The organism is Pseudomonas sp. M47T1 (genome assembly GCF_000263855.1).
Classification (GTDB): Bacteria; Pseudomonadota; Gammaproteobacteria; order Pseudomonadales; family Pseudomonadaceae; genus Aquipseudomonas.
Map to the genome: position 1 here is coordinate 153,387 of NZ_AJWX01000002.1, position 12,656 is coordinate 166,042.

Consider the following 12,656-nt stretch of genomic DNA (forward strand, 5'->3'; position numbering starts at 1 on the left):
GCAAGGCAGAGAAACCCCCCGGCGGACCGAGGGGAAAGTCCCTCAGTCTACTCGATAGCTAGCTATGTGTTCTATTCGATTGTTTCGTAGGGTAAACCGACATAGTTCTCGGCAATGGTCTTGCGCCCGGCCTCGGAACCCACGTAGTAGTCCAATTCGGTCTGCTGGATGCGCTGGCTGAAATCATCGGTGTCGGGAAACTTGTGCAGCACCGAGGTCATCCACCAACTGAAGCGCTCGGCCTTCCACACCCGCCGCAAACACACTTCGGAATACATGGCCAACAGGTCGGTGCGGCCGTCCTCGTAGACCTTGCAGAGAATGTCGAACAGCGTGCTGACATCGCTGGCCGCCAGGTTCAGGCCCTTGGCGCCGGTGGGCGGCACGATGTGCGCGGCATCGCCCACCAAAAACATGCGCCCATACTGCATGGGCTCCACCACGAAGCTGCGCAGCGGCGCGATGCTTTTCTCGATGGACGGGCCGGTCACCAGGCGTTGGGCCAGGTCGGCGGGCAGTCGGGCCTTGAGTTCATCCCAAAAACGTTCGTCCGACCAGTCCTCAACCTTCTCCTCGGCGCTGACCTGCACGTAATAGCGTGTGCGGGTTTGCGAACGCATGCTGCACAGGGCAAAGCCGCGTTCGTGGTTAGCGTACACCAGTTCCTCATTCACCGGCGGTGTGTCGGCGAGAATGCCCAGCCAGCCAAAGGGGTAGACGCGCTCGAAGGTCTTGATCGACTCGGCGGGAATCGACTGGCGGGCCACACCGTGGAAGCCGTCGCAGCCGGCAATGTAGTCGCAATCCAGGCGATGGGTTTCGCCGTCCTTCTCGTAGGTCAGGTAGGGCTGTTGGGTTTTCATGTCATGGGGGCGCACGTTGTGCGCTTCGTACACGGTCTGCGCGCCGCAGGCTTCGCGGGCGGCCATCAGGTCGCGGGTGACCTCGGTCTGGCCGTAGATCATCACCGTCTTGCCGCCGGTCAGGGTCTTGAGGTCGATGTGCGCGCGGCGGCCATTGAAGGCCAGTTCGAAACCAGTGTGCACCAGGCCTTCGGCGTCCATGCGCGCGCTGACGCCGGCCTTGCGCAGCAGGTCGACCATGCCTTGTTCCAGCACGCCGGCGCGGATGCGGCTGAGCACGTAGTCGGGGTTCTGGCGTTCAAGGATGACGTTGGAGATACCGGCCTTGTGCAGCAGTTGGCCGAGCAGGAGGCCGGACGGACCGGCGCCGATGATGGCGACTTGAGTCTTCATGGTTGTATCCCAGGCTAGCTTCGCAGGCACGCCGCGAATCAGTTTTTATGATTGGAGTGCCTGCATTTTTCGCTTGCCGGGTCGGGCTTTGAAGGTGAAAACCGCTGTTTATTTTGGACTTTTCGCTAAATGGTGCGATTATCGAGCGATGTTGCCCTGTCAGGAGTGCGTCATGATGTCGCGGGATGTTTCGGCGCCAGTTCCGGTGTTCAAGCTCTATGGCGAAGGCCAGGACTGGCTAACCCCCGACCTGCTGCACTGCGAAACCATTCCCAAGCGCAGCCGCCTGTACCACTGGGAAATCCAGCCCCATCGCCACGCCGACCTGTGCCAATTGCTCTACGTACACGCGGGGCAGGCGGAGATCGAGGTGGAAGGCCAGCGGCGGCTGATCACCGAATCGGCGTTGCAGGTGGTGCCGCCGCTGTACGTGCATGGGTTCCGTTTCTCGGAAGATATCGACGGTTACGTGATCACCCTGGCGGCACCGCTGGTCTCTGAGCTCAAGGCCTTGCTGGGGGCCAGCGGCGAAGTGCTGGCCGCCCCGGCCAATTACCCGGCCGGCGCCGATCGTGATTACCTCAACAGCCTGGTGTCTGCCTTGCAGCGCGAATATTCCCAGGACGCTCCGGGCCGGGACCTGGCCCTGCATTCACTGATCAACGTGTTGGTGGTGTGGGTGAGCCGGCAGATGATGCAGCGCAGCAGCGCGGCGCAATCGATGGAGCGCGGGCGCGAATACCTCAATGGCTTCACCCGCCTGGTGGAGGCGCAGTTCCGTCAGCAACCCAGCGTCGAGCAGTTGGCCCACGCCACGGGCATTTCGGTGGCGCACCTGAATAACGTGTGCCGCGACCTGGCCGGGCAGTCGGCGCTGCAGATTATGCATCAGCGATTATTGCTGGAAGCCAAGCGCAACCTCATCTACACCAGCATGACGGTGAGCCAGGTCTCGGACAGCCTGGGTTTCACTGACCCGGCGTATTTCTCGCGGTTCTTCCGGCGCCTGGCGGGGGTGTCGCCCCGGGCGTTTCGCCAGGTCGCAAGTTCAGCGCCGAGCTTCAGCGCAGATCATTGAAAGCGCCGGAGTGGGGAATGCACATGGTGGTGCTGCAACTGACCTCCAGCCGCAATACGTTGCGCGCTTGTTCAACGCGCCAGGCGGCGGTGGCATACAGTGCGGTAACCATGATGATGAGGAAGGTCATCGCGTATTTTCTTGTTGTAATGATCATGACGCTCACCTTTGGCATGAAAGGCAGGGGTTACGGGTAATGAGGTACTTGAGAACAAGTCTAGATCAAGGTTCAGCCACGCGCTGTCAAGCCGGAAAATTGGCCCTGTTGCGATGAGTTTGATACAAAATGTTTCATTATTGAATCACTCTTTTATAGTGCGAAAAGTAATCTGAAATATTTATTTTTAATTAAATCAGACAGTTACATTCTCGTTTGGGGTGAGTATAAAAGTGTTACTTTAATTTGACGCCGAGGGTGTTTCTCTGGAACTATCCACTCATGGCTATGGGCCGTATCTGCTAGCCGATTGCTTTCCCTCCCCAGCGTGTCATTGGTTTTTTCTTCCCTTCCAGAGCCCATCTGTGCGGTAGCTTTGGCTTGATTTTCCGGGGCGTCCTGACCCCGGCTGTCTACCCAGGTAAACCTTTTCAACGCGACCATTTCCCGCTGGCTTCCCTGCCGGCCTGGCGACGTTCGTTCCTGTTTTATCCACCACGAGTTCTCTCATCGAGTGCATGCGTGCGCCTGGCGCCGTCCCATGCAGGGGGTTATCTATGTACGGAAAATTTCTGGAAACTTCCACTGGCTGTGTGGTGGGCGGTGCCGGGCCCGCTGGCATGGGGCTGCTGTTCAACGCCCTGCGTACCGGGGCCATTGCCGAAATGGCGCAGTACGGGCTGATCATCGTCGATGCCAGCGCCACACCCGGCATCGGCCGCCTGGGGGACTATCAGATCACCGCCAACTCGGTGGGTGACGTGTTTCTCGATTGCCTGCGCGACCCGGCCATGGCCGAGGTTTTTGCGCCCCTGCAGGAATCGGAAGCCTATTGGCGAATTCGCAACCAGGACCAGCAGGCTCCCTTGCTGAGCCAGGTGGGCGAACTGTTGCTGGAGGCCTCGCAGCTGGTGCTGGACCACATCGTGGCCCACTACAGTGTGCAACTGTGGAGTGAAACGCTGATCACCGAAGTGATCTGCGACAACGACGAGTACCACATCTGGGTAGAGCACCGCGGGCAAATGCAGCGCATCCGCAGCCGCTCACTGGTGCTTAACCTGGGCGGGCGCCAGGATCCGCAATGCCTGCTGTCCGGGCTCAAGGCACAAGGCCTGGCGTTGCCACCCCTGGCGGCCATCCGCAGTGCGGACAGCCTGTTGCGCATGTCGCCCCAGGCGCTACGCGATACCTTTGGCCCAGTGGTGGCCCAGGGCGGCAGTTTCAGCGTGATCGGCGGCTCCCACAGTGCCTTTTCCATGCTGGAGAACATAGCCGTGGCCCTGGAGTCCATTGGCCTTGAGCAGGTGAACCTGATTCACCGCTCGCCCATCCGGCTGTTTTACGAGAACGTCGAACAGGCTCATGCCAATGGCTACGTGTTCGACCCCGTGGCCGACGTGTGCCCGATCTCCGGGCGCGTCAACCGCTCCGGTGGCCTGCGTTATCGGGCGCTTGCCGTGGGCCGGGAAGTGCTGGAGCGTGGCTTCGTGGGCACCACGTCGGTACGCGCTCGCCTGTTGCAGGTCGACGGCAGTGACGCCGCCCAAATGTGTGCGGCCAGTGAGGTGTTGCAGCATGCGGCTGTGGTGATGCAGTGCACCGGCTACCAACCATTGCTGCCCCTGTTGCGCCGCGGCGACGGCACCGCCATCAGCCTGCGGCAGGTGACGGGCGGGCTGGACTCCGACCCCAGTGGCTGCCCGTGCGATGACAGCGGCAAGCGTCTGCATGGCTTGCACCTGTTCGGCCTGGGCTCGGGGCTCGGCGTGGACCCGCTGCTGGGCAGCGAGCCGTCGTTCAGCGGGCGCATCTACGGCGTGTGGCAATTCCACCATGACGCCAGCCGCGTGGTCATCGATTCCGTGCTGCAGCGCCTGGCCGACTTTGCCAGCCGCCCGGCGCCGCAGGTGCACTTGGAAATGGAAGTTGCCCATGGCTGGCCGGAAAGGCTGGTGGGTGGTGACTGGATAGAAGCTGCGACGTGAAAAAAAGGGCGAACCCATCAGGTTCGCCCTTTTTTTTGGTTTTCAACCGACGGTCAACGCTGGCTCGCCTGCCGGGCCAGCCAGTCGATGAAGGCCAGGGTGCCTTCACTGGGCGTGCTGCGCGGTGGTTGTACCAGGTAGTAGGCCAGGCCGGTGCGCACTTTGAGTTCGAAGGGCATTGCCAGCCGTTGTTGCGCCAGGTCCTCGGCAATCAAGGCCCAGTCGCCGATGGCAACGCCGGTGCCTTGGGTGGCCACCGACATGGCCAGGTCCAGGGTTTCGAAGTGCTGGCCTTGGCTCAGGTTGGGCAGGGTTACCCCCGCCGCAGCCAGCCAGGTTTCCCAGTCCTGCTCGTCGCGAGTGGGGTGCAACAGCATGTGCTGGCGCAGGTCGGTTGGCTGGCGGAGCGCAAGGGGGCCCTCCAGCAGCGCCGGGGCACACACGGGGGTCAACTGCTCGTCGAACAGGTGGCGGGGGCTTTGCCCGGCTGCCGGCTCGGGGCCGTAGATAATCGCGGCGTCGAAGCTTTCATGACGAAAGTCGACCCCATGCTGCACGGTGGTGGTCAACTCCACCGGCAGGTCCGGACGTTCGGCCTGCCAGCTCATCAGCCGCGGCCACAACCAGCGCATCACGCAGGTGGGCGCCTTGAGCTGCAGGGCCTGGCGCTGGCCGCCGGCGACCTGCACGGCTTCCTCGATCAGGCCGAATACCTGCTGGATGCGCGGGAACAATTCACGCCCCTGTTGCGTGAGGCTCAGCCCGCGGGCCTGGCGCATGAACAGTGGGTAGCCCAGGTGGCTTTCAAGGCCGGCAATCTGTCGGCTGACCGCGCCCTGGGTAATGTGCAACTGCTGCGCGGCACGGGTGAAGTTGCAGCACTGGGCGGTGATCAGGAAGGTGTGCAGGGCAGGCAAGGGGGGCAAGCGTTTCATCAGCTTCAAGCCATGATCTGGAGACATGGCTAGTATGACTTTTTTTGCCTTGTGCACACCAGTCGCCAACCGCTGAAATGACCACTGATTGCAGAACAACACACAGGCGACGAAACAATGGCGACGTGCGGCGAAGTATTGGTCAAACTCCTCGAAAGCTATGGTGTGGAGCAGGTTTTCGGTATTCCCGGTGTGCATACGGTGGAACTCTATCGTGGGCTGGCCCGCTCGCCCATCCGGCACGTGGCCCCCCGTCACGAGCAAGGTGCAGGCTTCATGGCTGACGGCTACGCGCGCACCCGTGGCACGCCGGGGGTGTGCTTCATCATCACCGGCCCTGGCATGACCAATATCACCACGGCCATGGGCCAGGCCTACGCTGACTCGATTCCGATGCTGGTGATTTCCAGCGTGCAATCGCGCAGCCAGCTGGGCGGCGGCCGCGGCAAACTGCATGAGTTGCCCAACCAGAGTACGCTGGTGTCGGGCGTCTGTGCGTTCTCTCATACCCTGATGGCTGCCGCCGACCTGCCGGCCGTGCTGGCGCGGGCCTTCGCGGTGTTCGACGGCGCGCGCCCGCGCCCTGTGCACATCGAGATCCCCTTGGACGTGCTGGTCGAGGACGCTGACGCCTTGCTCGGCAGCGAACCGGTGCGCGTACAGCGCGCCGGCGCCGCGCCCGTGGCGGTGGAAAATATGGCCCGCTGGCTGCGTAAAGCACGGCGCCCGTTGATTCTGGCTGGCGGGGGGGCCATCGATGCCGCACCGGCCCTGACACGCCTCGCCGAACGCTTGCAGGCACCGGTGGCCTTGACCATCAACGCCAAGGGCATGCTGCCCGCCGCACATCCGCTGCAGATCGGGTCCACTCAGTCACTGCCCGCCACCCGCGAGTTGATCGAAGCCGCCGATGTAGTGCTGGCCATCGGTACCGAGTTGGCTGAAACCGACTACGACATTACCTTCAAGAACGCCTTCCGCATCCCTGGCACGCTGCTGCGCGTTGACATCGACCCCGACCAGACCGTGCGCAACTTCCTGCCCAAGGTTGCCCTGGTAGCCGATGCCGACAGCGCTGCCCAAGCGCTGCTGGCGGCACTGGACAGCACAGCCCTGCCACCACGCGACCCGGACTGGGGCGCGACGCGAGTCAGCCGTCTGCGTGACGTATTGGCCGCCGAGTGGGACCTGGCCACCCAGGCCCAGACGGTGATGCTCGCCACCTTGCTGGAGGTGCTGCCCGACGCCGTGCTGGTGGGCGACTCGACCCAGCCGGTGTACACCGGCAACCTGACCCTGGACATGGACCAGCCACGTCGCTGGTTCAATGCCTCCACCGGTTACGGCACCCTGGGCTATGCCCTGCCGGCCGCCATGGGCGCCTGGCTGGGTGGCGGTTCCGCGCGTGAGCAGCGGCGCCCGGTGGTATGCCTGATTGGCGACGGCGGCCTGCAGTTTACCCTGCCGGAGCTGGCCAGCGCGGTCGAAGCGCGCATCCCGGTCATCGTCCTGTTGTGGAATAACCAGGGCTACGAAGAGATCAAGAAGTACATGCTCAACCGCGCCATCGAGCCGGTGGGCGTGGACATCCATACCCCGGACTTTATCGCCATTGCCCGCGCCATGGGCTGTGAAGCGCAGGCGGTGAGTGGCGTGAGCGCCCTGCGCGAGGCGGTGACGAATGCCAGTGCGCGACAACTGCCAACCCTGATTGAAATTGATCAAACCACTTGGATGAGCGAGTTCCACCCATGCTGAATTTTCCCCAGAACCTGGCTGGTGTCTACATTGATGGCCAATGGAGCCACGGGCCCCAGGCCCTGACCGTCGTCAACCCGGCCAGCGAGCAAGTGCTGGCCCACGTCGACGGCGCCGATGAAAGCGCGGTGGACCTGGCCGTGGCGGCAGCGCAGCGTGCCTTTGGCGGCTGGTCGGGGACGCCTTCTGTCGTGCGTGCCGGTTACCTGCGGGCAATTGCCGAAGGGGTGCAAGCTCGCCGCGAGCGCTTGATCCAGTTGCAGGCATGCAACAACGGCAAACCGCTGTTCGAGGCGGGAATCGACGTGGACGACGTAATCGCCACGTTCAATTATTACGCAACCCTGGCCGATGGCCTGGATGAGCGCCAGGACACCTCGGTGCCATTACCCACCGACGAGTTCAGCGCCCGCGTACGTCGCGAGCCGTGTGGCGTGGTCGGGCTGATTGTGCCGTGGAATTTCCCCATGGTCACCACCGCGTGGAAGGTCGCCCCGGCGTTGGCAGCGGGCTGCTGCGTGGTGCTCAAGCCGTCGGAAGTCACGCCGCTGGCCGAGCTGGAACTGGCGGCCATCATCGCCGAGTGCGGCGTGCCCCAGGGCGTGTTCAACCTGGTGTGCGGCACGGGCCTGGCCGTGGGGGCGCCCATGGCCGCCCATCGGCGCATTGCCAAGGTATCGTTCACCGGCAGCAACGCCGTGGGCGTGCAGGTGATGCAGCGCGCGGCCGAGACCGTGAAGGGCGTGAGCCTGGAGTTGGGCGGCAAGTCGGCATTGCTGGTGCTGGAAGATGCCGACCTGGACCTGGCGGTGGAGTTGGCCAGTGGTGGTGGTTACTTCAACGCCGGGCAAATGTGCTCGGCCACCAGCCGCGTGCTGGTGGCCCGCCCGCTGTACAACGAATTCCTGCAACGCCTCAAGGCCCGTGCCGAAGCCATCGTTCAGGGCGACCCCTTCGAACCGGGTACCGAGATGGGTGCGCTGGTCAACCGCGCGCAGTATCAGCGCGTGCTGGGGCATATCCAGGCCGGCCTCGCTGCGGGCGCCGTGCTGGTGACTGGCGGTGCGCGGCCAGCAGCATTGCCGGTGGGCTACTTCGTGCAACCGACAGTATTGACCGATGTGCCGTTGGACAGCGCGCTGTGGAACGAAGAGATTTTCGGCCCGGTGCTGTGCGTGCGTCCTTTCGACAGCGAAGCCGAGGCGATCGAGTTGGCCAACGACAGCGATTTCGGCCTGGTGGCCAGTGTGGTCAGCGCAGACACCGTCCGCGCCGAAACCGTGGCCAACGCCTTGCAGGCCGGGCTAGTGTGGATCAACGCCCCGCAAGTGATCTTCCCGCAGACCGCCTGGGGTGGTTACAAGCAAAGCAGTCTGGGCCGCGAACTGGGGCCATGGGGCTTGCAGGCGTTCCAGGAAATCAAGCACGTGGTGCGTGCATCCCTGTAGCTGCGGCGCAAGCCGTGTCAAAGGCGGGGCGGTCTAAACGCTCCGTAGCCGTTGCAGGTCGCGCGCCGGCGGTGCGCCGAACAGGCGGCTGTATTCGCGGCTGAATTGCGAAGCGCTTTCGTAGCCTACCCGGTAGCCCGCCGCGCAGGCGTCCAGGCCATCGCTGAGCATCAGCCGCCGGGCTTCCTGCAACCGCAACTGTTTCTGGTATTGCAACGGGCTCATGGAGGTCATGGCTTTGAAGCGGTGGTGCAGGGTGGACACGCTGAGGTTCACCTCGCGGGCCAGGTCTTCCATGCGCAGCGGCTGGGCAAAGTGATTGTTCAGCCATTCGATGGCCTGAGTAACGCGGTGCATCTGGCTGTTGCCCACGGCAATCTCATACAGGCGGTGGCCCTGGGGGCTACGCAGTAATCGGTAGAGAATCTCGCGTCGCACCAGCGGTGCAAGCATGGCGATGTCTTTAGGGGTGTCCAGCAATTGCACCAGGCGGACCACCGCGTCCAGCAAGGGCGTATCCAACTGCGCTACGTACAGGCCACGTTCGGTGGGCCGGGCCGGCACGCCAATGGGGCCTGCTGCCGCAATCAGCGCATTGATTTCCGCCGGGTCGATGTCCAGTCGCAATGACAGGCACGGGCTGGCCGGTGACGCTTCCAGGATGGCGCCGCTCACTGGCATGGCCACCGACACCACCATGTAGTTCAACGGGTCATACAGGTAATCCTCGTCCCCCAGGCGCACGCGTTTGCTGCCGTTGGCCAGGATGCACAAGGCCGGGCGCATCAGGGTCGGAAACGACTGACTGCACGTGTCATGGTTGCTCAGGAACAGGTCGGGTACCGGCGTGGCGAAGCTGCCATTGCCGGTGGTGTGGCGGCCAATCAGGGCGGCCAGGGTAGCGCGCTGGGTTTCCATGAAAGGATCCAGCTGGGCGTGCAAACGCTCGATGTCGGTCATGGGGGCCTCGCGGTGCGGATGGGCTGAGCATAGTTTTGGGCAAGCCCCGGGGCCAGCCCAATCCTGTCGAATGCTTGCCTGATTCTGCCGATGTTACTCGGTGGCCTAGTCAGAATGGGCTTTTTTCACCGACGCCGGCTGTCGGTAATAAATGCAGGCGCTGGCGAGCATGGAAGCGACTGTGCAGGATCAGGCAAGTCGCGCGCAGGAATCGACTAACGCTGGCTGGTGGCAGGCCTTAATCTCTGCTCCTGTACCACCAGAATCAGTCGACCAGGGAGACGCGTCCATGTCTTTATCCAACCCCGTTAGCCATTGTGCATTCATTCGCGCCAGCGCCGGGCATTCGACCGAGCTGGGGCAGCGCCTGGAACGCCTGCTGCAGCCGTCCCGCCACACCCCGGGTTGCCTGCACTTTGCGTTGCAGCACTCGCACTGCGATGAGCACCTGTGGCTGATCAGCGGTTTCTGGGCCAGCGAGCAGGCCATGGCGGCCTGGTTCAATTCGCCGGTGATGCAGGTGTTCGATGCGCTGGTCAGCGACAGGCTGGTCACCAGCCTGGACTTCCACACCTTCAGCGACGTCGGCGAGCGCAGTTGTTCAGCGCTGCACAAAATGGCCAGTTAACCCGCTAGAATGCCCGGCTTTGACCAACCGCCGGGGCAGTGACGATGGCACGCAGAGAGTTTCAGCATTTCGAGGCCGTTTCGGCCGCAGTACCGGGCGAGGGCGGCTACAGCGCAGCCATTGCCGTCAAGGAACTGGGCGCCGGTGGCGCACCGCGGTTCCACAAGGTGCTTGCCGATAGCACGTTCACCACCGCATTGACCGCCGACCAGGCCGCCTGTGACGAACTGGCCCGCCTGACGGACGTCGACGCCAACGGCGAGCTGGTCTGGTAACGGATTACTGCGGCCGGTACATCTTGAACATCGCCTCCGGGCCAATCTGGAAGTAATCGGCCGGACCGCCACCGCGCAGTATCGGCTGGGCGGCGGCGGTGTCGTACACGCCGTCCTTGAGCAGCGCCTTGGCAATGTGCACGGCCACCACCTCACCCAGGATCAGCCAGGTGGGCACCACTTGCTTGTCCGCCCGTTGCAGCTGAACGATCTGGGTAACCTTGCATTCGAAGGACACCGGGCTTTCCTGCACGCGGGGCACGGCAATCACTTTCGATGCCACTGGCGTCAGGCCGCTGAGCACGAACTCGTCGACCTGCGGGCCCACGGCGGCGCAGCTCTGATTCATTTGCGCGGCCAGCGGCCGGGTGGCCAGGTTCCAGGCGAATTCGCCGGTTTTCTCGATGTTGTTCAGGCTGTCTTTACGGCCCACGCTGGCGAAGCCGACGATGGGCGGAATGTAGTTGAACGCATTGAAGAAACTGTAGGGCGCAAGGTTCAACTGACCCTGCTCGTCGTGGGACGAGATCCAGCCAATGGGCCGCGGCCCGACAATGGCATTGAACGGGTCATGCGGCAGGCCATGGCCCTGGGACGGTTGGTAGAAGTGGATGTCGTCGGGCATTGCACGATCCTGGCGGTGAAGGGCTGAGACCGCCAGTGTGCCGCCGGAGCGTTTGACTGTGCAAGGCGTGATGCCGGGGTACTCAGTCGGTTTCGATGCGCGAATGTTTGCGCGTGTCTTTCATGAACACATACACCAGCAGCGAGCAGGCGATGCACGCCGTCACGTACCAGTAGTAGCCGCTTTCCATGCCGATGCTCTTGAACCACAGGGCGATGAATTCGGCGGTGCCGCCGAATATCGACACGGTGAGGGCGTACGGCAGGCCCACGCCCAGCGCGCGGATTTCAGTGGGGAACAGCTCGGCCTTCACTACGGCGTTGATCGAGGTGTAGCCGCTGACAATGACCAGCGCCGCCATGATCAGGAAGAAGGCGCCCCACCAGGTCTGGATGGTGTGCAAGGTGGTCAGGATCGGCACGGTGCACAGGGTGCCCAGGATGCCGAAGGCAATCAGTATGGGGCGGCGGCCGATCTTGTCCGACAGCGCGCCGATCACCGGTTGCAGGCACATGAACAGGAACAGCGTGGCGGCCGAGATCATGGTCGAGTCGCCCTTGCTCATGCCTACGGTGTTCACCAGGTATTTCTGCATGTAGGTGGTGTAGGTGTAGAACGCCAGGGTGCCGCCCATGGTCAGGCCGACCACGGTCAGCAGTTCCTTGGGGTGGCGCATCAACGTGCGCATCAGGCTTTCTTTCGGCGCCTCTTTCTTCTGCGTGAACGACGCGGTTTCTTCCATGCCCCGGCGCAGCCACAGGGCCACCACTGCGCATAGCGCGCCAATCACGAACGGCACGCGCCAGCCCCAGCTGAGCAGTTGTTCTTCGGTGAGGGTCTGTTGCAGCACGATCAGCACCGCCAAGGCGATGAGCTGGCCGGAGATAAGGGTCACGTACTGGAAACTGGAGAAAAAGCCGCGGCGTTCCTTGGTGGCCATTTCGCTCAGGTAGGTGGCCGAGGTACCGTATTCACCGCCCACCGACAGGCCTTGCAGCAGCCGCGCCAGCACCAGCAGGATCGGCGCGCCTACGCCAATGGTCTCGTAGCCCGGCGTGAGGGCGATGATCAGCGAGCCGAAGCACATCAGCAATACCGAGGCCATCAACGCGGCCTTGCGGCCGTTGCGGTCGGCGTACAGGCCCATCAGCCAGCCGCCGATGGGGCGCATCAGGAAGCCCACGGCAAAGATAGCGGCGGTGTTGAGCAACTGCGCGGTCAGGTCGTTCTTGGGGAAGAACACCTGGGCGAAGTACAGGGAGAACGCGGCGTAGACATACCAGTCGTACCACTCGACCATGTTGCCCACCGAGCCGCTGAAGATCGACTTTAGGCGGCTGCCGGTGGTTTTCACGGCGGCCGGCGCCTGGGCCCCGGCTGTCAGGGAAGGGGAGATTTCCATGATGAATCCTTCTAGTTGTTTTTGTATGGCAACGCACTGCGTGCCCTGGCAGGGCTATAGCAGGAGGCGTGCCAGGAGGGCGAAGCCCGGTCTAGAAGGGTTGGCGTGGTCCAGTAGGCAATAATTCGCCTATGGCGCCTGTGCGG

General features: G+C 63.1%; 12 protein-coding genes. 6 read left to right on the forward strand and 6 right to left on the reverse strand.

Going from position 1 to position 12,656, the window contains the following annotated elements:
• Window positions 1–71: 71 nt before the first annotated feature.
• Window positions 72–1,256: a 4-hydroxybenzoate 3-monooxygenase gene (pobA, locus tag PMM47T1_RS02655; RefSeq protein WP_008365545.1), complete on the reverse strand. Its 1,185-nt coding sequence runs from the start codon at window positions 1,254–1,256 to the stop codon at window positions 72–74.
• A gap of 175 nt (window positions 1,257–1,431) precedes the next feature.
• Here pobA and PMM47T1_RS02660 point away from each other — a divergent pair, with 175 nt between their 5' ends.
• Window positions 1,432–2,334: a helix-turn-helix domain-containing protein gene (locus tag PMM47T1_RS02660; RefSeq protein ID WP_043300671.1), complete on the forward strand. Its 903-nt coding sequence runs from the start codon at window positions 1,432–1,434 to the stop codon at window positions 2,332–2,334.
• On the opposite strand, the gene PMM47T1_RS30050 is transcribed toward PMM47T1_RS02660, so the two are convergent.
• Window positions 2,318–2,491, reverse strand: a complete 174-nt coding sequence (locus PMM47T1_RS30050) for a hypothetical protein (RefSeq protein WP_177323355.1) — start codon at window positions 2,489–2,491, stop codon at window positions 2,318–2,320. The genes PMM47T1_RS02660 and PMM47T1_RS30050 overlap by 17 nt on opposite strands.
• Window positions 2,492–3,048: 557 nt before the next feature.
• Between PMM47T1_RS30050 and PMM47T1_RS02665 the strand changes: the two genes are divergently transcribed.
• Window positions 3,049–4,479, forward strand: a complete 1,431-nt coding sequence (locus PMM47T1_RS02665; protein WP_008365550.1) for a hypothetical protein — start codon at window positions 3,049–3,051, stop codon at window positions 4,477–4,479.
• Between the two features lie 53 nt (window positions 4,480–4,532).
• Here PMM47T1_RS02665 and PMM47T1_RS02670 read toward each other — a convergent pair whose 3' ends face one another.
• Window positions 4,533–5,414 (reverse strand): LysR substrate-binding domain-containing protein, encoded by an 882-nt coding sequence (locus PMM47T1_RS02670; RefSeq protein WP_008365551.1) that lies wholly within the window; start codon window positions 5,412–5,414, stop codon window positions 4,533–4,535.
• A 117-nt stretch (window positions 5,415–5,531) separates the two neighbouring features.
• Between PMM47T1_RS02670 and PMM47T1_RS02675 the strand changes: the two genes are divergently transcribed.
• The gene (locus tag PMM47T1_RS02675) at window positions 5,532–7,172 is read left to right on the forward strand and encodes a 5-guanidino-2-oxopentanoate decarboxylase (protein WP_008365553.1); all 1,641 of its coding nucleotides are present in this window, start codon (window positions 5,532–5,534) and stop codon (window positions 7,170–7,172) included.
• Entirely contained in the window at window positions 7,166–8,620 is a 1,455-nt protein-coding gene (locus PMM47T1_RS02680) for an aldehyde dehydrogenase family protein (RefSeq protein WP_008365555.1), read from the forward strand. The genes PMM47T1_RS02675 and PMM47T1_RS02680 overlap by 7 nt, the downstream gene beginning before the upstream one ends.
• Before the next feature lie 33 nt (window positions 8,621–8,653).
• Here the strand turns inward: PMM47T1_RS02680 and PMM47T1_RS02685 are convergent, their stop codons facing one another.
• The gene (locus PMM47T1_RS02685) at window positions 8,654–9,580 is read right to left on the reverse strand and encodes an AraC family transcriptional regulator (protein WP_008365557.1); all 927 of its coding nucleotides are present in this window, start codon (window positions 9,578–9,580) and stop codon (window positions 8,654–8,656) included.
• Between the two features lie 289 nt (window positions 9,581–9,869).
• On the opposite strand from PMM47T1_RS02685, the gene PMM47T1_RS02690 reads away from it, so the two are divergent.
• Both PMM47T1_RS02690 and PMM47T1_RS02695 read left to right on the forward strand, forming a co-directional pair.
• Complete coding sequence (locus tag PMM47T1_RS02690) at window positions 9,870–10,208, forward strand: antibiotic biosynthesis monooxygenase family protein (RefSeq protein WP_008365559.1); 339 nt, start codon at window positions 9,870–9,872, stop codon at window positions 10,206–10,208.
• Window positions 10,209–10,252: 44 nt separating this feature from the next.
• Window positions 10,253–10,483, forward strand: a complete 231-nt coding sequence (locus PMM47T1_RS02695) for a hypothetical protein (protein ID WP_008365560.1) — start codon at window positions 10,253–10,255, stop codon at window positions 10,481–10,483.
• A gap of 4 nt (window positions 10,484–10,487) precedes the next feature.
• Here the strand turns inward: PMM47T1_RS02695 and PMM47T1_RS02700 are convergent, their stop codons facing one another.
• The gene (locus PMM47T1_RS02700) at window positions 10,488–11,108 is read right to left on the reverse strand and encodes a flavin reductase family protein (protein WP_008365562.1); all 621 of its coding nucleotides are present in this window, start codon (window positions 11,106–11,108) and stop codon (window positions 10,488–10,490) included.
• A gap of 82 nt (window positions 11,109–11,190) precedes the next feature.
• Window positions 11,191–12,510, reverse strand: a complete 1,320-nt coding sequence (locus PMM47T1_RS02705; protein ID WP_008365564.1) for an MFS transporter — start codon at window positions 12,508–12,510, stop codon at window positions 11,191–11,193.
• Window positions 12,511–12,656: the final 146 nt, after the last annotated feature.